The organism is Paraburkholderia sp. J63, from assembly GCF_905220245.1.
GTDB lineage: Bacteria > Pseudomonadota > Gammaproteobacteria > Burkholderiales > Burkholderiaceae > Paraburkholderia.
This window is the reverse complement of the sequence record NZ_CAJMZF010000020.1, coordinates 1-20,049: the sequence shown is the minus strand read 5'-3', so window position 1 is coordinate 20,049 and position 20,049 is coordinate 1. Positions and strand designations below refer to the sequence as shown.

The following is a 20,049-nucleotide window of genomic DNA, read 5'->3' as shown; positions in this document are numbered from 1 at the left end:
GTGCCGTTGAAAGAAAGATTTTTCCAAGATATCTTCTCTTCTCACTACCTGAGGAGGCGAAGATGCATGACATTTTGAATCTCGAGCGGTACCCGTTGGATCAAATTGGCAGCGCCGAATGGCAAGATCTGGTTAATCGTTCGATTGCCGATCTGGCGCAGAGTGGCATGTTCAATCTGGAAGGACTGCTTTTACCCGGCGTGGCGGAAAAAGCGGTTGCCGAGATTCGGCCTGTGATGGACACACAATCCCATACCCACAAGCGCTTGCACAACATCTACTTCAAGCCTGAGATTCCGGAGCTCTATGCGGGCCACCCGGCACTTCGCGAGGTCGAAACCGTGAGCCACACCGTGTGCGCCGATCAGATTCCCGGGAGCATCGTGTTGGCGATCTACGAATATGAGCCTCTGGTGCATTTCCTGGCTGCGACAATGGGCAAGCGTTCGCTTCACGTGATGCAGGATCCGCTGGCGCGTGTGAACGTCATGTCGTACCGCGAGGGCGAGACCCTGAACTGGCATTTCGACCGGGCGGAATTCACCACCACGTTGTTGTTGCAGGAGCCGGAAGCGGGCGGGGAATTCGAATACCGGTCTGATCTGCGGGCGGACGACGATCCGAACTATGATGGCGTCGCAAGACTGCTGGAGGGACGCGACGCGAATGTCAAAAGCCTCGGGCTCAAGGCCGGCAATCTGAACGTGTTCAGGGGCAAGAATACGGCACACCGTGTCACCAGCGTGCGCGGAAACCGCGAGAGGATGATTGCCGTCTTCTCCTATTATGAAAAATCGGGTGTCGTGTTCAGCGACGAAGAGAAACTCGGGTTTTACGGACGGGCGGCGTAGCCATTGCCCGATAATGCAATCTGATGATCTGAAAAAATTAATATGCATAACGAAGTTAATGAATGAAAATCATGAGCGGAGACTGATGATGCTTATCAAGCGTGGAGTGTTGGGCCGGCTTGTCGCGTTAGCCGTATGCGGTGCGTCGATGACATTGGCCGCGTCGGCACAGGCGAAAGACTGGACGTCGGTCACCATCGCCACCGAAGGGTCGTATGAACCGTGGAATATCACTTTGCCCGGCGGCAAGCTCGGCGGCTTCGAGCCCGAACTGATGCAGAATCTGTGTACGCGCATCAAGATCGAATGCAAGCTGGTCGCGCAGGACTGGGATGCGATGATTCCGGGCCTGCGAGCGGGCAAATTCGATGTACTGATGGACGCCATCATGGTTACGCCGGAGCGCGAGAAAGTGATCGCGTTTTCGCGGCCCTACGCACTGACGCCGGGCGCTTTCGTTTCGGCCGATCCGAAAATGCTGTCGGCGCTTGGCGGTCCCGCTGAAGTGCTCAAGCTGACCGGTGACCCGAAGGCGGACAAAGCCGCCGTTGACCGACTGCGCGCAGCCTTGAAGGGGCGCACGATCGGTATTCAGATTGGTACGGCGTACACCGATTTCATCAACAAGAACTTCAAGGACATCGCGACTATTCGCGAGTACAAGAAGTCCCCGGAGCGCGATCTTGATCTCGCGTCTGGGCGCATCGACGTCGCATTCGATGACGTGAGCTATTTCACAGCGGTCCTTAAGCAGCCGGAGAATAAGTCCCTTGCCTTTGTTGGGCCGAAGATCGGCGGGACGATCTGGGGGCCAGGGGAGGCGCTCGCGTTCCGTCAAGAAGACGGCGAATTGAAGGCGAAATTTGATGCCGCGCTTACCGCCGCGCTCGCCGATGGCACGGTGAAAAGACTGTCCCAGAAATGGTTCAGCATCAATATCACGCCGTGATGGCAGGAGCATCAGTTGATGACAGCGGTTCTGAACGAGCAACTGCGCTTGTGCTTCGAGCGATGGCATCCAGCGCTTGTTCTTAACGGTCATCCTCAACGTTTGCAAATGCATACGGCGAACGATATCTATCGAAACTTGTTTAATTGACGAGTACCTGGAACGCGCTCGTTAGATGTATTGAGCATGATCGGCCAGAGGAAACGGCTGTCGCTCCGTGCTAATCCCACACGGCAGGAGTGCGCCCAGGTGACTCAGTGGTTGCAGCCATGGGCCGCGTTTTATATAAGTGGAGGCAACCATAAATGTCCACGCCACCTGAAGTTCTCACCATTCGCCAGGCCGTGAAGGGTATCCTGGATGATATGAGGTCTCCCAAGCTCGACCCTGACAAGACGCTAAATGAGTTGAAGGGCAAGTTAAAAACCGCGCGCCTGACGAATAACGCGCTCAAGAATGTCACCGATAGTTCCGGTGTGCCCTTGGAAAAATATGGTGGATCCGAGACCCTCGAAGAGCTCGTCGAAAAGAATTGCGCGAAACCGGCCGGATTCTTCAAGAAGCAAAGAAGCGACGCGGAATCAAAGAAGATAGCGTTGAGCGTCACCGCGCCGTCCTTCGCCACGATGCTGATGTCGCCCGCTTCGATCTCTTTGTGCTTGACGATGGCGGCATACACGTTCCTGCGCAACGCGCGATTGGCCGCGCGAATTTCCTTGGCCGTCATACCGTGCGATGCCGCAGCGGCCGTGGCGGGGAGTGATGCTCGCGCGAACGACCCCGTCAAATTACGGCGCCGCCGCGTGGCGTCGAGGGCCGCGGTGTCGACGTCTCAGATCGCGAGGTCGGCGCCAGCCTGAGCCAGCGGCCGCTCGCCCGACCGGGATTGCTCGATGGTGCTTCTCACGGTTGGCACTCCTTCAGTTCTGCGGTTGTTGCCGGGGCGAATCGGTACTGAAGTGCTTCAGATTCGCATCGCCATGCTGATCCCGCAAGCGGGAGCATTGCGCCAGTGCGACGAAGCAGGGCAGCGAGGCAATGGCGCACAGGTCGGTTCCGAGCAGAACCAGCGTCAGCGGCCCATGGACGCCCGCTGCGGCGAGCCGGCCGCTCAGGGCGCCGGCGACAAAATTCCCGAGTGCGATGGCAAAGACGTTAATGAGCGTCATCGTCAGGCCCGTGATCGTCGATCGCATATGCGTCGGCACCTGACCCTGGATGACGGCGATGGCCGGACCATACAGCGCGAGCGGCAGGAAGGCGCCTGCGCACATGCCCGCGTAGAACAACGGCGAGCCTGCTGCCGCAAAGCGGTAACAGACCATCAACGGCGCGCAGAGGCCCATGAGCAGCGCCATGAATCCCGCATGCCCGCCGGCGCAGCGCCGCGCGAAACGATCGCCCGCCGTGCCGCCCACGATGGCGCCGAGCGTGCCAAAGACGATCTGCACGCCGCCGATGATGCGGGCGATGCCGCCCGGCTCGAGCCCGCGTTCGCGCACGAGCCAAAGCTGCGCGAACGAGAGCCCGACGAAGACCATATGGGCGAGAACGAATCCCGCGATCGCCAGTTGCAGTGCGGGACTGCTGCGCACGGTGCCCACGACTTCGCGCAACTGCGCGGCGAAAGGGGCGCCGCGCGAAGCACCGGCGTCGTGTACGCGATCATCCTTCAGGAGTGCGAGGCATAGCGCGATCGCGGCGCCGATTGCCCCGAGCGCATGGCCGAAACGCGCCGGGCATCGAACCTCGGTCCGCTTGCTCTTGCCGTGCGCGACGAGCCAACGCTTCGCCATGCGCTGAGCGCCGCGGCACGCTACAACCATCTGCAGAACGAGGCGCTGTTCATCAGCGTCGAGGAGGAGGCGAACGTTGCCATCGTTCGCGAGGAGCGTGTGTTCACGCGATGGTTCAGGTCGCGCTTCGGATGCAGTCCGGGTCAGTACAAGGCGAAGGAGCTGAGTCCGCGCGCGGGGCGGCAGAGGAAGCCGGCCGCCGCCGCGCCGGCGAAACGCAAGAACACCGGCTGATGATCACGAGGGATCACGAGGGATCACGAGGCGCCTGTCTGCGGGGGAGAGGGCGGGGGCCAGATGCCCTCACAGAGCTGCCCGACCGTTGCCAGAAAGAGATCGACCGGCGCGGGCTTGCGCAGGCAGGCACAGTGTCCGTGCTCCGGCTGCACCGAAATCGATGTCGCCGTGTGGATCAGCAGCGGGACATGGGCCAGTTCGGGGCGTGCCCGGATGCGCCGGCACAGTTCCGCGCCGTCCATGACCGGCATCGTCCAGTCCGTGATGATCAGATCCGGCACATGCTGCTCGATACATTCGAGCGCCTCGAGGCCATGGCTAGCGCACCTGACCTCATATCCGGCGTTGCTCAGGATGAGATGGCATGCTGTCAAAATCTCAGGTTCGTCGTCCACCAGCAGGATGAAATACATGAGAGACGGCCCGCAATCTTGCGTCCCTGACAGTCGAGCAATCCCTGTTCCGCGCGATCCGCGACCGGTAATAAGATAGGGTCCGTCGTGTGCCGGTTGTGTAAATTTTGCCGCCTGTCCACGACCGGCATGAACTGCATGAGCGGGCGGTGCTGCACCGCGGCATTTCAAATTGTCAGGAGAACGGGGATGATGAACGAACCGGGGGGCGCGCTGCATCGGGAGTTTGCCCATTACCTGCGGCAGGAACGCGAACGCCTGACCGGGGTCTGGATGGCCGCCGTTTCCGCCGACGAGTCGCTCGTCGATGCGGACCGGTTGACGTACGAGCAGCTTGCCGACCATCTGCCCGAAATCTTCGAGGGCATTTGCGTGGCGCTCGAGGCCCGCGATCTGGAGCGAATCGAAGCGTCGATCGAACAGGATGCCCGCAGGCATGGCAAGGTGCGCTGGCGGCAGGGCTATCGCATCGAGGAACTGGTCCGGGAACTGGATCTGTTTCGCCAGGTGCTGATCGACGCCGGCGAGGAGTTTGCCACGGTGAACGGTGCATTTACGCGGCTGTATGAGCGGCAGGCGCGCCGGATGGTCGATGAAGCCATCAGCTTCGTGACGGTGAACTCGATCCAGGAGGCCGTTGGCGAGCGTGATCGCCGGATCGAAGAGTACACGGGCGTGCTGGAGCGGGCCAATCACGAGTTGATGCTCAGGCAGCAACTGGTCAGCGACCTGCACGAATCGCGCATGCAGATTACGCGCAGCGTGGTCCACGATCTGCGCAATTTTTTGAACGCGTTTTCGGTGGCGCTGCAGCTCATTTCCCGTGTGCCGGCGAAGGCGGAGGCCGGACTGACACTGGCCATGCGGCAGGCGGCCGACATGAAGCAACTGGTGGACGACATGGTCGAATATTCCGTCGTCCTGGGCGACAGCGCGCCGCTCGCGGTCGAGCCGGTCCAGCTACGCGAGCTGTTTGACGAACTGGCTACGGCGTGCCGGCCCGCGATCGAGGCCAAGGGGCTGCGCCTGCGAGTGCGGTTCGACGCGGGCGACGAGCCCGTTTTCTCGAATCGCCTGAAACTCAAGCAGGTCGCACTGAACCTGCTGACGAACGCAACCAAATACACCGACGCCGGGGACATCGAGCTGGCGATGGGGCGCGACGGCGAGCATCACTGGTACATGCGGGTCACCGATACGGGAGCGGGCATTGCCGCGGCGGACAGGGAGCGCGTGTTCGAGGAGTTCGAGCGAGCCGCAGGCGACGATATTCCCGGCATGGGGCTCGGACTGGCGATCGTGAAGGAGCTCTGCCGGGTGCTGGGCGGCGAGATCCATTTCGAATCTCGTGAAGGCTGCGGTACGCGGTTTGAAATCCGCTTCCCGGTCGCGCTTTGCGGGGAGGCGTAACGCCTTGTCCCGGGACAGGCTGGGGTCGCCAGCCCGTCCATCGCAGATCGATGGACGGACAATTGAATACGTAATCAAGAATGTTTACTTTGTGTGGAAACACCGCTACATTTACGTCCAGCAAGGTTGTTCGCCCGTGTGCATACGTATTCATACTTTCCGCTTATAAGGGATTGCCAGCAGTTTCTCCGCGGGTGATCCCAGAAAACGACCGATCTGATGAAAACTCCTGTTACTTCCGTCGACGTCGCACGTCTTGCGCAGGTATCGCAGTCCGCGGTCAGTCGGACCTTTACGCCTGGAGCCAGTGTCGCCGAGGCCACGCGGGCGAAGGTCCTGGCGGCGGCACGCAAGCTTGGATACCGTCCGAACGCCCATGCGCGAAGCCTGATCACAGGCCGTTCCCGGATCATCGGGCTTGTCCTGAGCTACTTCGAAAACCTGTTCATCTCGGTGGCGATGGAGCAGCTCGCGAGGCGCCTGCAACGTGATGGATACCACATCCTGATGTTCGTTGCGGACCTGCACAATGCCGATGAATTGATCGGGGAAGTCCTGCAGTACAACGTCGACGGCATCGTTCTCGCCGATGCGACGCTCTCGTCGACCCTTGCAGGACTGTGCGCCGACTCCGACATTCCCGTCGTGCTGTTTAACCGGGTGATGTCGTCGAGCATCGACAGCACAGTGAGCTCGGTGCGCTCGGACAACGTCGAGGGCGGGCGCCTCGTGGCCGCCCATTTCGTCGGACAGGGCAAACGGCGTATCGCCTACATTGCCGGCCAGGAGGAGTCCTCAACAAATCTGGAGCGCGAACGCGGATTTCGCGAGGAGCTGGCCCGACACGGCCAGCGGATCTTTGCGCGCGCGGTCGGGAACTATAACCAGTCGGAAGCGCGCCACGCGACGCACGAGTTGTTTGGTCTGTCGGGAGAGCGTCCGGACGCTGTGTTCGTGGCGAGCGACCACATGGCTTTCTCGGTGATGGACGTGCTGCGCCATGAGCTCGGCTTGCGCGTACCGGAAGAGGTCTGTGTCGTCGGCTACGACGACGTCCCGCAGGCGCAATGGCAATCGTATCAGCTGAGCACCGTGCGGCAATCGGTGCCGGACATGGTGGAAGCGGCCGTCGGCCTCCTGCATGGCTACCTGCGCGATGCCGATCAGCCTCAACCGGCGAAGGACGTTGTCGTCCCGGTCGAACTGATATTGCGCGCTTCTTCGCCCGCGTAACGGCATGAGTGCTGTCGATGCTGTTTCGATGCCGGGTAATTAGTTCGGACTACAAATTTATGTGACGGAGTCAATAGAGTGACAATCAGGCGAACACGGATCGCTCGCCGGTCTTCAGACCGAGCCGGAAATCCGCAAGCCGTGCAGCCTCCTGGAAGCTCGCACAGTCCGGTCGCGCCGGCACGCTCCGCGCTCGTCCTGATACCGGGCACGTTGTGCGATGAACGCATCTTCGAGCGGCAGGTCCGGATTCTGAGGACGATGTCTGCGGTGCATATCGTTGACATGGCCTCGCTGAAGTGTCGCGAGCAGTGGCTCGATGCGCTCATTGAGCGCCTGCCGGAGCGATTTTCCGTGGCCGGTTTTTCTCTTGGCGGCATGTTCGCGCTTGAACTGTTGCGACGCATTCCCGAACGCATCGAGCGCGTCGCGCTGATTGCGAGTAACGCGCAGCCCGGCACGCCAGCGATACGCAGGCGCAATCGCCGGCTCGCGCGCCTCTGGCGAGCCGGCGGCGCAGGGGCTGTGATTGGCGCGCTCGAACCGCGCTATTTTCATCGCCAGCGCGTGCGGCGGGAGCAAGGCGCGCTGCTTCACGCCATGGCCGCGCGCACGCCATCGAAGTCAGCCACGGCACAGTTTCAATGGGCCGCCGAGCGCCCGGCCGGATATCGGGCGCTGAGCGGGTTTGGCGGGCCTGCCCTGATTGTCAGCGGTGCGCGCGATGCAATCTGTACGCGTGCACAGCAGCGCCTGATGGTCGCTGCGAATCGCCAGTCGCACTGGATTGAATTCTCCCGGTGCGGTCATTTTCTGATGCTGGAAGAGCCAGCGAAACTCGGTCGGGCGCTCGCCGGATGGATGCGCGAGCCCGTTGTTTGTCAACAAGGAGTCTGAATTGACCACCGCTCATGCCATCAGGCAGCGATTTATTCCGTTTTCGAGCCTCCGGTATTGTACCGACGCCTTCATCGACTACCGGATTCCAGGCTGCGCGCCGAAGTACAACTATGCGCTCATCGGCCCCGGCGTCTCGCAGAACCCGAACCAGCCGGTCAGCCTGCGCGAACCGCACGGCTTCCAGGTCGGCGGGGTGGCCATGCCGCCCGGCGTGACCAATCCGCCGCACATGCACTTCACGTGCGAGGTATTCATCTGCACGCGCGGTCAGTGGGAGCTGCATTGGGGCTTCAATCCGGAAAAACTGACGGCGCAACTGGATTCCGGCGACATCTGCTCGGTGCCGACCTGGATCTATCGCGGATTCAGAAACACGGGGAAGGAAGACGGCTTCATGTTCACCGCGCTCGGCGGGAACGATACCGGTGGCATCCTGTGGGGGCCGTCGACGCTCGAGGCGGCTGCGCGTGAAGGCGTGTACCTGACCGAAAGATACGAGATCATCGATGAAAGCCGGGGGCAGACGTTCGCCGACGGCGTACGCCCTTTGCAGCCGATGACGCCGGACGAGATGAAGACGCTGCGCCATTGGTCGGCGCAGGACATGCAACAGCGCATCGTGCGTTTCGCCGATCTGGCCTGGTCGCGTCAGGCGCTGCTGGACTCGGCGCTCGACGGCTGCGGCGCTTCGCTTGCCCCGGTCATCGGGCTCGGCATGACGCAGGACCGCGATCATCAGGCGCCCGTCGCGAACGCCCATGGCTTCTCGCTGGAGTGGCTCAAAATCCCGGCGGGCGGGCGCGTATCCACGCACCGGGTGAAGGAAAAGCAGGTGCTCATTGTCCGGTCCGGGCAGATCGACCTCAATGTCGAATCCGCTGAGGGTCCGGTTACGCAGACGCTCAAGGGCGAACACGATGCCTGGGACAGTTTCTCGATCCCGGGCGACTGCTGGCGCACCCTGCGCAATACGGGCAGCGCCGACGCATTGGCGGTCGTGATCACCGAAGGTGATCATCGCAAGGCCATCCAGTGGCATGACGAGGTTGTCGAGGCAGCGGCGGGGCGTGATCGCGCGCTCGATGCCAGTGGCTTTGTCGCGCCCAAGCGCTTCATCGACCGGTCGCAACGTTAAGCGGAGCCAACCCATCGTGCTCGAACATAACCGTCCGCTTGATACCCGGCTGCCTGCCATGCTCAAGAGCGGGGAAAGGCTGCGCGGAATTTTCAATGGCCTGCCGTCGCCCGCGATTGTTGAAATGTGCGGCTATGCCGGCTTTGATTTCGTCGTACTCGACAATGAGCATGGCTCGGCTGATCTCCAGTTGACCGAGCATATGCTGCGTGCCGCGCGCGCGAGCGCGATACCGGCGATCGTGCGCTGTTTCGAGGCGGATATTGCGCGAATTCTCGACATGGGTGCGAGCGGCGTAAAGGTCCCCATGGTCAACACGGCTGCTCAGGCGCGCGCCCTGGTGCAGCGGGTCCGTTATCCGTGGCCCACGGGACAATCCGGCGGTGGCCAGCGTGGCGTCGCGTTCAGCAGTCGCGCGGCCGGCTACGGCGCGTTCGGCGGATCATCGCATACGGCCCGCAGTAACGAAGGCGTTGCCCTGGTCGTGATGCTGGAGACTCCGCAGGCGCTGGAAAACGCGGCGGAAATTGCCGGCGTGCCTGGGGTGGATGCGGTGTTCATCGGCCCGAACGATCTGTCGCACAGCATGGGCTATGGGCCGGATTGGTCAGCCCCAGCGGTTCAGAGCCTGATCGAGCGCGGCCTGCGTGCGATCAGCGGTGCGGGTGGCTGCGGGGGAATGCTTGCCATGAGCGAGGAAGAGGAGGAGCGCTACGCGGCGTGGGGCGCACGTTATTTCGCGACCGTCAGTACTGCGTTGATTACGCGTGCGTTCGGCGAAGCCGCCTCGCACGCATGCCGGAAACTCGCGTATTGAAGGGTGTCGGCCCCGCATTGACAAACGAAATTGGCTGATGCAATCTGCAATGAAACTCGATTGCATACGAATGCATCGATGCCGCCAGCACCGACTGGTTGCGTTCCGGTAAGCAAAACAAAACCCAAGCAGCAGTATCACAAGTTAGCGCGGCGCGGCTCGAAGAGGCCGGCTTCACAAGCGATATTGCATACGAATGCATTTTTACATCTGGATAACGATTCAAGGAGACGAAATGATCCGGTATCTCAAGCGTGGCAAGGATGCCCAATTGCGTGCGCAGGACGACACGCAGGTGCGACAGACCGTCGAGTCCATCCTCGGGGACATCGGGCAGCGCGGCGACGAGGCCGTGCGCGAATACAGCCGCCGCTTCGACAACTGGGACCCGCGCGATTTCCGGCTCTCGCCGGCCGAGATCGAAAAGGCTGTGCGCACGCTGTCGGCGCGCGAAACGGAAGACATCCTCTTTGCGCAGACGCAGATCCGGCGCTTTGCGCAGATCCAGCGCGACAGCATGCGTGATGTCGAGGTGGAAACCCTGCCCGGGGTCATTCTCGGTCACCGGAACATTCCCGTGAACGCAGTCGGCTGCTATGTGCCGGGCGGCAAATATCCGCTCATTGCATCGGCGCACATGAGCGTGCTCACGGCGAAGGTTGCAGGCGTGCAGCGTGTCATCGCCACGGCGCCTCCTTATCAGGGCGCGCCTCATCCGGCAATCGTCGCGGCCATGCACTTTGCGGGGGCGGACGAAATCCTCGTGCTGGGCGGCGTGCAGGCCGTGGCGGCCATGGCGCTCGGGACCCAGTCGGTCGCCCCGGTCGACATGATCGTCGGGCCGGGCAACATGTTCGTGGCGGAGGCCAAGCGTCAGCTGTTCGGGCGCGTGGGTATCGATCTGTTCGCCGGTCCCACGGAAACCCTGGTGATCGCCGACGAGAGCGTGGATGGCGAAATGTGCGCAGTCGACCTGCTCGGGCAGGCCGAGCACGGACCGACGTCGCCCGCCGTGCTGCTCACGAACAGCGAAAAGCTTGCGCAGGACACGTTGAAAGAAGTCGAGCGTCAACTGACGAAGCTGCCGACTGCCTCCATTGCAGCGGCCAGCTGGGCGACCTACGGCGAGATCATCGTCTGCGACACCTATGAGGAGATGGTGCAGAAGGCAGACGAGCTCGCCTCCGAGCACGTGCAGGTCATGACCTCGAATCCCGACTACTTCCTCGAGCACATGACGAACTACGGCGCGCTGTTCCTCGGTCCGCGCACCAATGTGAGCTTTGGCGACAAGGTGATCGGCACCAACCATACGCTGCCGACGAACAAAAGCGCGCGTTACACGGGCGGCCTGTGGGTCGGCAAGTTTCTCAAGACCTGCACGTATCAGAAAGTCACGAGCGACGCCGCTTCGGCCATGATCGGCGAGTACTGTTCCCGCCTGTGCCACATGGAAAATTTCGCCGGACACGGCGAGCAGGCCAATATCCGCGTGCGCCGGTATGGCGATCGCGCTGACGTGCCGTGGTACGAGCCGGTCGCGGCGCGCGAAGCGCTGGAGCCGGCAAGCGTGACGGGCCGCCGTGGCAAGGGGGCGCGTCCCGAACAGGGCTATCTGACGCGCGATAACGACCTCTCGCGCACGGCGGAGACGCAGCGCGTGATCGAGTCCATGGTCGACGGCCTGAACGACCATACGATCGATGGCATCGAAGCGTTCTTCGCTCGCGATTTCCGCTGGATGGGCAACGCGGGATGCGGCACGAAGCAGGGGGTGAGCGAGTTCAAGGACAACTGGCAACGCCCCTTCCAGGCGGCGTTCTCGGACAAGGTCTGCGTTGACGAGGCGCGTCTCGTCCAGGGCCAGTGGATGGCCGCGTTCGGTGCCCAGCACGCCGTGCACTCCGGCAACTTCATGGGTGTTGCGCCGACGGGCAAGCGCGTCGAGATCCGTTACATGGACTTCTGGAAAGTGGTCGATGGCAAGATCGTCGACAACTGGGTGATGGTCGACTTCCCGCACGTCATGCAGCAGCTGGGCAAGGACCCGTTCGGCGGCCACGGCTGGGAGAAGCTTGACGGCGGTCCGCGTATTGCCGCGACGAACCCCGACGAAGCGTCGTCCTTCGCGGCCGGAGGCAAGGGCGCGCGTCCGCAGCAGGGCTACCTGACGCGTGACAACGACCTGTCGCGCACGGCGGAGACACAGCGCGTGATCGAGTCCATGGTCGACGGCCTGAACGATCACACGATCGAAGGCATCGAAGCGTTTTTTGCCCGTGACTTCCGCTGGATGGGCAATGCGGGGTGTGGCACGAAGCGGGGCGTGAGCGAGTTCAAGAACAACTGGCAGCGCCCCTTCCAGGCGGCATTCTCGGACAAGGTTTGTATCGACGAGGCGCGCCTGGTGCAGGGGCAATGGATGGCGGCCTTCGGGGCGCAGCATGCGGTGCATTCCGGCGAATTCATGGGCATCGCGCCGACGGGCCGCAACGTCGAGATCCGCTACATGGACTTCTGGAAAGTGGTCGACGGCAAGATCGTCGACAACTGGGTGATGGTCGACTTCGCGCACGTCATGCAGCAACTGGGCGTGGATCCGTTCCAGGGCGAGGGATGGGAAGCGTTCGACCGGGGCGAGAAGGTGCCGCCCGTTCCCCGGAAGGCAGCATGAGCACCGCTTCATCCCCGCTGAGCCTGCCGGCGTTGCCGTCCTTCAGCCTCGACGGGCGCCGGGCGCTGGTGACGGGGGCCGGCCGCGGCATTGGGGCGGCCGCGGCTGCGGCCCTTGCGCAGGCCGGAGCGATGGTGACGCTCGCCGCGCGGTCGGAAGACGAGCTCCAGGCCGTGGCCGCGGCGATCGAGGAGCGTGGCGGGCGGGCAACCGTTCTGCCGCTCGATGTGACGGATGCCGGGGCCGTGCACGCCCGGCTCGCGCAGGGCGAACCGTTCGACATTCTGGTGAACAGCGCCGGCACCAACCGTCCTGCGCTGCTTGCCGACACAGCGGACGAGGACATCGACGCGGTAACGGCGCTCAACCTCAAGGCGACGCTCTATGTCACGCGGGAAGTATCGCGACGCATGATTGCTGCGGGCCGCGCGGGATCGATCGTCACGGTTTCAAGCCAGATGGGTCACGTTGGCGGTCCTCGCCGTACGCTTTACTGCGCGACGAAACACGCGGTGGAGGGCATGACGAAGGCGCTCGCATGGGAGCTCGGCCCGCAGGGGATCAGGGTCAACACGTTGTGCCCGACCTTTATCGAAACAGCGATGACGGCGGACATGTTCGGCGACCCGTGTTTCAGGGAGTTCGTGACGTCCCGGATCGCGCTCGGCCGCCTGGGGCAACTGAGCGACATCATGGGCGCCGTGGTATTCCTGGCATCGGACGCGTCGGCCATGGTGACGGGTTCCGCCCTGATGGTCGACGGCGGCTGGACCGCCGTCTGAATAACGTTGTACAGGGAGCTAGCGGGCGTGAGGCGTGTCGGGCAACTGCGCACGGGTTGCCATCTACCGCGTCAAGCGCCCAGTCTGGAACGGCAAAGCACCGGTCAGCTATGGAGACAGGACATCATGGCCGCGATTGAACTGAAAGAGATAGTCAAGAAGTGGGGCGATACGGTGGGCGTGAAGCGCATGTCGCTCAGCATCGCCGACGGCGAGTTTCTCGTGTTTCTCGGTCCTTCGGGCTGCGGAAAGACGACCACCATGCGCATGGTGGCGGGCCTTGAAAGCCCGACGGACGGTGAGATCTGGATTGGCGACCGGTGCGTCAACCAGCTGGAACCGAAGGACCGGGATGTGGCGATGGTGTTCCAGAGCTACGGCCTGTATCCGAACATGACGGTCTACGAAAACGTCAGCTTTCCGCTGCGCATCCGCGGAACGCCCTCCGCCCAGATTCATCCCGCCGTCATGCAGGCTTGCGCGAAGGTTGAACTGAACGAGCTGCTCAAGCGCCGCCCGCGGGAACTCTCTGGCGGCCAGCGGCAACGCGTGGCCCTGGCACGGGCGATCGTGCGCAAACCCAAGGTCTTCCTGATGGACGAACCGCTCTCGAACCTCGATGCAAAGCTCCGGGTGAGCATGCGGGCGCACATCAAGCACCTTCATCACGAACTTGGCGTGACCACCATCTATGTGACGCACGATCAGGTCGAAGCGATGACACTTGCCGACCGCGTGGTGGTGATGAGCAAGGCCGAGATCCAGCAGATCGGTACACCCGAGCAGATCTATAACGACCCCGACAATGTATTTGTCGCGAGCTTTATTGGTTCTCCGGCCATGAACCTGATGAACGGTGAACTGCGCGATGGCGTATTCGAGAGCCGCTCGTCGGGCTGTGAGATCGCCATACCGGGATTCGGCGCGTTGACGTGCAAGAACGTCGTGCTCGGCGTGCGGGCGGAAGACCTGTCGGTCGTGGAGCACGGCAGCGGTGACATTCGCGGCGACGTGTTCTCGTTTGAGCTGCTGGGGGACGCCACCACGGTGACAGTCAAGCTCGGACACCAGTTCATTACCGCGCGTGCGGACAAAAGTTTCCGGACCGACATCGAAAAGCCCGTCGGGTTCGCTGCGCAGGCAAAGCGCTGTTTCCTCTTCGACGGAGAAACCACACAGCGTATCCGCTTCACACATTGAATTCGTACAACTACATATATCGGAGACAGCATGAATATTCGCACACTGCACGGTTGCCGGTCGCTTGCGACGCTGGGCCTGACCGCGGCCCTGGCGGCACAGCCGGCTTTCGCGGACTGCACCGACATCCAGGGCTCGGGCAACATCAGCATCATTTCGAGCGCCATGCCGTCGGCGCTGCATATTGCAAAGGTCATCGAGCAGTGCAACAACGGTGCGATCAAGGCATCGGTGAAGGTCGTCCCGGACGACAGCTCAGAGGTCGAGCTTGCATTTGCGTCGAACGGCAAGTCCGTTTTCGATGCGGCGATCATCTCCAGCGAGGTGTATTCCAGCCTTGCTGCAAAGGACCAGCTTCAGCCCATCACCGATCTGGTCAATAAATACCGCGACAAGTACCGGATCGAAGACGGCATGCTGGTGAAATCGGGCGGCAAGGTTCTCGCGATCGCCTTCCAGCAGAATGCGCAGAATCTCTTCTACCGCAAAGACCTCTTCGACAAGTATCACATCAAGGTCCCGACAACCTATCAGGAGATGCTTCAGGCCGCGGCGATCATCAAGGCCAAAGATCCGTCGATTCCCTATCCGATTGCGCAGACGTTCTCCAAGGGATGGGACATTTCCACCGAGTTCGTCAACATGTACGAGGGCTTCGGCGGCAAGCTGTTCCAGCCCGGTTCGGCGGCGCCGGCGTTCAACGGCGAGGCCGGCGTGAAGACGATCGAGTTGATGAAGTCGATGCTGCCGTACATGACGCCCAACTATCTCGCATCGAATTCCGACGATGTGATGAACCAGTTCCAGCAGGGCAAGGCCGCGATGGGCGTGCTGTGGGCGAGCCGTGCGCAGCGCATGGATGATCCCGCCGCCTCCAGAGTGGTCGGCAAGATGGCGTTTGCCGCCGCGCCGGCCGTCATGCCCGGCGGCAAGAGCGCGACCCATCTGTGGTGGGACGGCGTCGCGCTGCCGGTGAGCATGTCCGCCAATCGCGACACCGTCTTCCAGGTGCTGATGAACGCGCTGGACGAGAGCAATACGAAGGCGGGCAACGACGCAACGATCTGGATCCGTTCCGTGTACAAGCCAACACGTTTCGGAACCGGCGTGCTGATGTCGGAGAAGGCCGGTGCGCCCATCTGGCCGACCGAGCCGTATCTCGGCCTCGCAACGGGTGCGCTGGGCCGCTTCATTCCCGACGCGCTGGTCGGCACCAGGACACCGCAGCAGGCACTCGATGCAGCCGCCGCAGCCTACAGGGAGGCAGCGATGGAAAAGGGATACCTGAAGTAATTAGTCAGGACATTCCTCAACGCCTCGCGAAAATTGAGATGAAAGCGAAAACCTTCCTCCAGTTTGTCGGTCCCTCCGTCGCCATCATGGTGTTGCTGCTGGCCGCCCCGCTCGTCATTACGTTTTACCTGTCGGTGCGCAACTGCACGCTGGTGATGGAGCCGGTCAGGATCGAAGAAGTCACACCGTTCGGCAAGCAGGAGTCGTGGTCGCAGCGGGTGAAGCTCGACGAAAGCGGACGCGCTGTCCAGATGTGCCGCTTTGTCGGGCTCGACTACTATCGCCGCGTGCTGGGCTTGTCCAGCGGTGAGGCGTCCAGCACAGGCGGCGGCATGCAGGCCGTTGCCGCCACGACGTCGGCTCCGTCGGCACAGAACGAAGGCCGTGACAACGAGTTCATCGACGCATTGCGTTTTACGATGTTCTACACGTTCGCCACTCTGCCGTTCGTTCTGGTTATCGGCCTGCTTCTGGCGCTGGGCGTCAATGGTGCAGCGAAACGCCTGAAGGGCGTATTCATCACCGCGTCGCTGCTGCCATTTGTCATCACGCCGCTCATTGCGGCGCTGTCGATCAAGTGGCTGTTCCGGGATGGCGGTCTCGTTCCGGACCTCCTGGCGCATTTTGGCGTTCACGTATTCTGGATGGCGCATGCCTGGTCGGCGCGGCTGCTGATCGTCCTGTATGGAATCTGGCAGGTGGTGCCATTCGCCTTCATCATCCTGTACGCGGGCCTGCAATCCGTGCCGGTCGATGCACTCGAAGCGGCCACGATCGATGGCGCGTCACGCCTTCAGAAGTTCCGGTACGTAACGCTGCCCCATCTGATGCCGCTGATCGTTTTTATCACGCTGATTCACGTGATGGACGCCTATCGCGTCTTCGAACCGGTCGTGGTGCTCACGCAAGGCGCATTCACCACCAGCGTCCAGTACCTGACTTACTACACGCTGCTGGTCGAACGCAATCCGTTCAAGGCCAGTGCATCGGCCATGCTGACGCTGGTCGGAATACTTGTTCTGCTTACGCCGCTGCTTGTGCGAACGTGGCGCGAACAGCGGAGGGCTATCTGACATGAAAAAACGCAACCTGGCTCTGGCGATCGTGCTCTACACGGGGCTCGTACTGTGGGCACTGATCGCAGCACTGCCCATCCTGTGGACCGCCATCATTTCGTTCCGGCACTACGTCGACGCCTTCAGCACACCGGTCAGATGGATCGCGCCATTTACGTTCGATAATTACCGGGACCTGTGGATCGGCAAGGAGTTTTACCGGAATTTCCTGAACACGGCACTTGTCACGGCTTGCACGGTCACGATTTCACTGGTGGTCGGATGTCTGGCGGGCTATGGGCTGTCGCGCTACCGAGGTGTATCGGGCTTCTGGCTGCTGATCCTTGCGCTGCTGTTCCGGGCGGTTCCCCAGTCGAGCCTGCTGCCCGCGTTCTACACCGTTTTCGACGCGCTCGGTATCCGCAACACGTACCTCACATTGATCTTCGTGCTGGTCGCGACCAATCAGCCGTTCACGATCTGGATGCTGCGCTCGTTCTTCGTGAATATTCCTAACGAACTCGACGAGGCGGCTCTCGTCGACGGATGTACCCGGTTTCAGGCCTTTTACCGGGTAATCATGCCGGTTATGTGGCCCGGCATTGTCACAACCGGCCTTTTCAGTTTTTTGCTGGCGTACAACGATTTTCTGTTCAGTTCTTCGCTGACCAACGCCGACAAGATGACCATGCCTGCCGCAATCGCCAACGTCATTTCGACGGAAAGCACTTCCTTGCTGATGCAGGGGGTCGCGGGCGCGGTGAGCATTACGTTGCCGCTCATTGTGCTCGTGCTCGTTTTCCAGAAGCAGATTGTCGGCGGATTAACGCAGGGCGCCGTGAAAGGTTGAGAGCAGATAAACCGATACAAGAGGAAGAGAATGAAGTACGAGTCAGGAAAGTACACGAGCGTGCCTGATTACATCTATGGGATCACGCGCGAGATCTGGGAAGATCGCGGCATTGGCCGGAAGCTGCAGGAATACTATGCGGCGGATATTCTTCTTCGCGCGCCAACCGGCTTTACAGGCAGCAACGAAGGCGTGGTATCGCAGACGCTGCAGACGCTGCATCAGTTTCCCGACCGCCAACTGATCGGCGAAGACGTGATCTGGACCGGCTATGACGATGGATCGTTCCTGTCGTCGCACCGGCTGACGTCCGTGATGCGGCACACCGGCGATGGGATTCTAGGCCCGGCGACCGGGCGGCTCGTGCGCAGCCGCATCATTGCCGACTGCTGGGTAAAGGGCGGCAAGGTCGTGGAGGAGTGGCTGGTGCGCGACCAGGCCGCGTTCGCACGTTGCCTTGGCATCGAGCCTTCTGCGCTTGCGCGGCAGATGGTCGAACGGGAGTTGCAGAACGGTCAGGCGGTGACATTTTTCCTGCCCGAACATGACCAGCTGAGTGCCCTCGAGGATCCGGTTCCGGAAGACGGAACCGTGCTTGCAATCACTGAGCATCTGCACCGGATCTGGGGCGAAAAGGATACGTCGGGCGTCCGTGACCTGTACTTCTCCGGTGCATTGTTGCATGCGCCCGGCGGTGACGTCCGGTATGGCCATGACGATATCGATACGTTCGTTGTCGGATATCTGGCATCGTTCCCGGATGCCGTGTTTCAGATTGATGCTGCGCGAGTCAACCGCGATATTGAGAGACCGGTTCGAATCGCATTGCGCTGGAGCCTTAGAGGGACTCATTCAGGATTCGGTCACTTCGGCGAGCCCACCGGCGCAGCCGTGTACGTCATGGGGATGACCCATCTCGACGTCACGCAAGGACGCGTGGTCAGCGAATACACGGTCACGGATGAAGTGTCCATCTGGAAGCAGATTCATGCGCACCGTCTGGGGTGCGCCAAAGGCTGAGTGACATCCGGGGCTAACGATGTCCCGGTTTTATCCGTGACCAGAATAATAAGCATTACATATTGATTTATTGAAGTCGCACACCGAAGTCAACGCAATTTAATAATTTAGTAATGCAAACTAAGGAGGAGATCTTGAAAATCAACCTGAAAATCGTGGCCGCAGCGTGTCTGGCGGCAGCAGGAGCGAACGCGCATGCCCAAAGCTCGGTGACGCTGTATGGCATCGTCGATACCGGGCTGATGTATGTGCATAACAGTGCAGGACACAGCACCCAGCTGGCCATGACCAACGGTGGCGAGCAGCCATCCAGATGGGGACTGAGGACGAGCGAGGACATCGGCGGTGGACTCAAGGTGGTCGCCACGCTTGAGAACGGCTTCGATCCGAATACCGGCAAGCTCGGGCAGGGCGGTCTGATGTTCGGACGTCAGGCCTTTGTGGGGCTCTCGAGCGACCAATGGGGGGCCGTTACTTTCGGGCGGCAGTACGAGCCACTTACCTTTATCGTTCAGCCCATTCAGGGGGACTATTATCTCGGCGGGATCTTCACGAGTCCGGGCGACATCGATAACGCAGACAGCAGCATTCGCATCAATAACGGCGTGCAATGGCTAAGTCCAAACTGGGCCGGCTTGCAGCTCGGTGCGATGTATTCCTTCGGTGGTGTTGCCGGCTCGGTGGGGTCCGGTCAGACCTATAGCGGTGCTGCGTCGTACACCTTCGGATCGGTGACGGCGGCAGCAGGTTACCTGCATATCGACAACGGCAATCCAGACCTCTCCATACGGGGCACATCTTCGGCGAGCTCGCTGTTCAACAGCTCGGTGAACAGCGCGTACAAGACTGCCCGGTCGATCAACATCGCACGTGCCGGTGGCGCCTGGACGATCGGCCCCGTGGTGCTGGGCGGCTACTACAGCTTTTCGGAGTACAGCCCCGATGCCGAATCCGCATTCACGCGCACGGAAAAATACCATATCGGGTCGGTCTATGCGGTCTGGAACGTGACGCCGGCGTTTCAAACTGAAATCGGCTACACGTACATGAAATCACTGGGTGACTCGTCAGCGAAGCAGAATCAGCTAGGCCTGGCAGTCGACTATCTGGTGAGCAAGCGTACCGATGTCTACGCGTTCGGCGGCTACGCGCATGCCAGTGGCACCAATGGCAGTGGTCCGGCGCAGGCGGTCATCGGGTCATGGGATATCGACTCTGGCGCGGGCACGCAAGAGCTTGTGATGGTGGGAATCCGGCACAAGTTCTAGCGCGGCAAGCGCCTCCACGGCGAGGCTCGCATACATCCTGCGAGCCTCGATGAGACTCAACGTTGCCAACTTACTATCCATGTCCAGCATGTTTTCATTTTTCAGGAACGGCCTCGCCGATCGCGACGCAGCCGTGAGCCAGTCGGTGGTCAGAGAACTCGAACGC

Annotated in this window: 19 protein-coding genes and 1 pseudogene; 18 read left to right on the top strand and 2 right to left on the bottom strand. The window is 61.4% G+C overall.

The features are described from left to right. Positions 1 to 62 precede the first annotated feature (62 nt). From U5775_RS21390 to U5775_RS39480, 3 genes are all read left to right on the top strand, one after another. The gene (locus U5775_RS21390; RefSeq protein ID WP_322060084.1) at positions 63 to 851 is read left to right on the top strand and encodes a hypothetical protein; all 789 of its coding nucleotides are present in this window, start codon (positions 63 to 65) and stop codon (positions 849 to 851) included. 88 nt (positions 852 to 939) lie between these two features. Further along, a complete protein-coding gene (locus U5775_RS21385) occupies positions 940 to 1,800 on the top strand; it encodes a transporter substrate-binding domain-containing protein (protein WP_322060202.1) in 861 nt (286 codons plus the stop codon). 305 nt (positions 1,801 to 2,105) lie between these two features. Then, a complete protein-coding gene (locus U5775_RS39480; RefSeq protein ID WP_415913624.1) occupies positions 2,106 to 2,660 on the top strand; it encodes a hypothetical protein in 555 nt (184 codons plus the stop codon). 60 nt (positions 2,661 to 2,720) lie between these two features. On the opposite strand, the gene U5775_RS39475 is transcribed toward U5775_RS39480, so the two are convergent. Further along, a complete protein-coding gene (locus U5775_RS39475; RefSeq protein ID WP_415913623.1) occupies positions 2,721 to 3,596 on the bottom strand; it encodes an MFS transporter in 876 nt (291 codons plus the stop codon). Here U5775_RS39475 and U5775_RS21365 point away from each other — a divergent pair. Further along, positions 3,522 to 3,830 carry an AraC family transcriptional regulator ligand-binding domain-containing protein gene (locus U5775_RS21365; protein WP_322060081.1) on the top strand — a complete coding sequence of 103 codons (309 nt, stop codon included), beginning with the start codon at positions 3,522 to 3,524 and terminating at the stop codon, positions 3,828 to 3,830. The two genes, U5775_RS39475 and U5775_RS21365, sit on opposite strands and share 75 nt — an antisense overlap. Before the next feature lie 23 nt (positions 3,831 to 3,853). Here U5775_RS21365 and U5775_RS21360 read toward each other — a convergent pair whose 3' ends face one another. Beyond that, on the bottom strand, positions 3,854 to 4,246 hold the full coding sequence (locus U5775_RS21360) for a response regulator (RefSeq protein ID WP_322060080.1): 393 nt from the start codon (positions 4,244 to 4,246) through the stop codon (positions 3,854 to 3,856). Between the two features lie 192 nt (positions 4,247 to 4,438). Between U5775_RS21360 and U5775_RS21355 the strand changes: the two genes are divergently transcribed. From U5775_RS21355 to U5775_RS21290, 14 genes and pseudogenes are all read left to right on the top strand, one after another. Further along, entirely contained in the window at positions 4,439 to 5,656 is a 1,218-nt protein-coding gene (locus tag U5775_RS21355) for a sensor histidine kinase (protein ID WP_322060201.1), read from the top strand. A 219-nt stretch (positions 5,657 to 5,875) separates the two neighbouring features. Next, a complete protein-coding gene (locus U5775_RS21350; protein WP_322060079.1) occupies positions 5,876 to 6,889 on the top strand; it encodes a LacI family DNA-binding transcriptional regulator in 1,014 nt (337 codons plus the stop codon). A 261-nt stretch (positions 6,890 to 7,150) separates the two neighbouring features. Then, positions 7,151 to 7,786 carry an alpha/beta hydrolase gene (locus tag U5775_RS21345; RefSeq protein ID WP_322060078.1) on the top strand — a complete coding sequence of 212 codons (636 nt, stop codon included), beginning with the start codon at positions 7,151 to 7,153 and terminating at the stop codon, positions 7,784 to 7,786. Between the two features lies 1 nt (position 7,787). Then, positions 7,788 to 8,924, top strand: coding sequence for a cupin domain-containing protein (locus U5775_RS21340; protein ID WP_322060077.1), 1,137 nt, complete (start codon positions 7,788 to 7,790; stop codon positions 8,922 to 8,924). A 16-nt stretch (positions 8,925 to 8,940) separates the two neighbouring features. Next, positions 8,941 to 9,741, top strand: coding sequence for an HpcH/HpaI aldolase family protein (locus tag U5775_RS21335; RefSeq protein WP_322060076.1), 801 nt, complete (start codon positions 8,941 to 8,943; stop codon positions 9,739 to 9,741). 235 nt (positions 9,742 to 9,976) lie between these two features. Further along, positions 9,977 to 11,287: pseudogene (hisD, locus tag U5775_RS21330) on the top strand (histidinol dehydrogenase); the annotation flags it as partial. Further along, positions 11,261 to 12,415 (top strand): ester cyclase, encoded by a 1,155-nt coding sequence (locus U5775_RS21325; protein ID WP_322060200.1) that lies wholly within the window; start codon positions 11,261 to 11,263, stop codon positions 12,413 to 12,415. The pseudogene hisD and the gene U5775_RS21325, both read left to right, overlap by 27 nt. After that, positions 12,412 to 13,197: an SDR family NAD(P)-dependent oxidoreductase gene (locus U5775_RS21320; protein ID WP_322060075.1), complete on the top strand. Its 786-nt coding sequence runs from the start codon at positions 12,412 to 12,414 to the stop codon at positions 13,195 to 13,197. Before U5775_RS21325 ends, U5775_RS21320 begins: the two co-directional genes overlap by 4 nt. A gap of 126 nt (positions 13,198 to 13,323) precedes the next feature. Continuing rightward, complete coding sequence (locus U5775_RS21315; RefSeq protein WP_322060074.1) at positions 13,324 to 14,397, top strand: sn-glycerol-3-phosphate ABC transporter ATP-binding protein UgpC; 1,074 nt, start codon at positions 13,324 to 13,326, stop codon at positions 14,395 to 14,397. A 165-nt stretch (positions 14,398 to 14,562) separates the two neighbouring features. Next, complete coding sequence (locus U5775_RS21310) at positions 14,563 to 15,690, top strand: ABC transporter substrate-binding protein (RefSeq protein ID WP_322060073.1); 1,128 nt, start codon at positions 14,563 to 14,565, stop codon at positions 15,688 to 15,690. Between the two features lie 38 nt (positions 15,691 to 15,728). Next, on the top strand, positions 15,729 to 16,763 hold the full coding sequence (locus U5775_RS21305; protein WP_322060072.1) for a sugar ABC transporter permease: 1,035 nt from the start codon (positions 15,729 to 15,731) through the stop codon (positions 16,761 to 16,763). A gap of 1 nt (position 16,764) precedes the next feature. Then, entirely contained in the window at positions 16,765 to 17,595 is an 831-nt protein-coding gene (locus tag U5775_RS21300) for a carbohydrate ABC transporter permease (RefSeq protein ID WP_322060071.1), read from the top strand. 30 nt (positions 17,596 to 17,625) lie between these two features. After that, positions 17,626 to 18,615, top strand: a complete 990-nt coding sequence (locus U5775_RS21295; RefSeq protein ID WP_322060070.1) for an ester cyclase — start codon at positions 17,626 to 17,628, stop codon at positions 18,613 to 18,615. 140 nt (positions 18,616 to 18,755) lie between these two features. Next, positions 18,756 to 19,883: a porin gene (locus U5775_RS21290; protein WP_322060199.1), complete on the top strand. Its 1,128-nt coding sequence runs from the start codon at positions 18,756 to 18,758 to the stop codon at positions 19,881 to 19,883. Positions 19,884 to 20,049 lie beyond the last annotated feature (166 nt).

What these genes read in the sequence shown, in the direction of transcription:
- U5775_RS21390 (WP_322060084.1), top strand. Translation starts at nt 63, where the DNA reads ATGCATGACATTTTGAATCTCGAGCGGTACCCGTTGGATCAAATTGGC.
- U5775_RS21385 (WP_322060202.1), top strand. Translation starts at nt 940, where the DNA reads ATGCTTATCAAGCGTGGAGTGTTGGGCCGGCTTGTCGCGTTAGCCGTA.
- U5775_RS39480 (WP_415913624.1), top strand. Translation starts at nt 2,106, where the DNA reads ATGTCCACGCCACCTGAAGTTCTCACCATTCGCCAGGCCGTGAAGGGT.
- U5775_RS21365 (WP_322060081.1), top strand. Translation starts at nt 3,522, where the DNA reads ATGGCCGAAACGCGCCGGGCATCGAACCTCGGTCCGCTTGCTCTTGCC.
- U5775_RS39475 (WP_415913623.1), bottom strand. Translation starts at nt 3,596, where the DNA reads ATGGCGAAGCGTTGGCTCGTCGCGCACGGCAAGAGCAAGCGGACCGAG.
- U5775_RS21360 (WP_322060080.1), bottom strand. Translation starts at nt 4,246, where the DNA reads ATGTATTTCATCCTGCTGGTGGACGACGAACCTGAGATTTTGACAGCA.
- U5775_RS21355 (WP_322060201.1), top strand. Translation starts at nt 4,439, where the DNA reads ATGAACGAACCGGGGGGCGCGCTGCATCGGGAGTTTGCCCATTACCTG.
- U5775_RS21350 (WP_322060079.1), top strand. Translation starts at nt 5,876, where the DNA reads ATGAAAACTCCTGTTACTTCCGTCGACGTCGCACGTCTTGCGCAGGTA.
- U5775_RS21345 (WP_322060078.1), top strand. Translation starts at nt 7,151, where the DNA reads ATGTCTGCGGTGCATATCGTTGACATGGCCTCGCTGAAGTGTCGCGAG.
- U5775_RS21320 (WP_322060075.1), top strand. Translation starts at nt 12,412, where the DNA reads ATGAGCACCGCTTCATCCCCGCTGAGCCTGCCGGCGTTGCCGTCCTTC.
- U5775_RS21315 (WP_322060074.1), top strand. Translation starts at nt 13,324, where the DNA reads ATGGCCGCGATTGAACTGAAAGAGATAGTCAAGAAGTGGGGCGATACG.
- U5775_RS21310 (WP_322060073.1), top strand. Translation starts at nt 14,563, where the DNA reads ATGCCGTCGGCGCTGCATATTGCAAAGGTCATCGAGCAGTGCAACAAC.
- U5775_RS21305 (WP_322060072.1), top strand. Translation starts at nt 15,729, where the DNA reads ATGAAAGCGAAAACCTTCCTCCAGTTTGTCGGTCCCTCCGTCGCCATC.
- U5775_RS21300 (WP_322060071.1), top strand. Translation starts at nt 16,765, where the DNA reads ATGAAAAAACGCAACCTGGCTCTGGCGATCGTGCTCTACACGGGGCTC.
- U5775_RS21295 (WP_322060070.1), top strand. Translation starts at nt 17,626, where the DNA reads ATGAAGTACGAGTCAGGAAAGTACACGAGCGTGCCTGATTACATCTAT.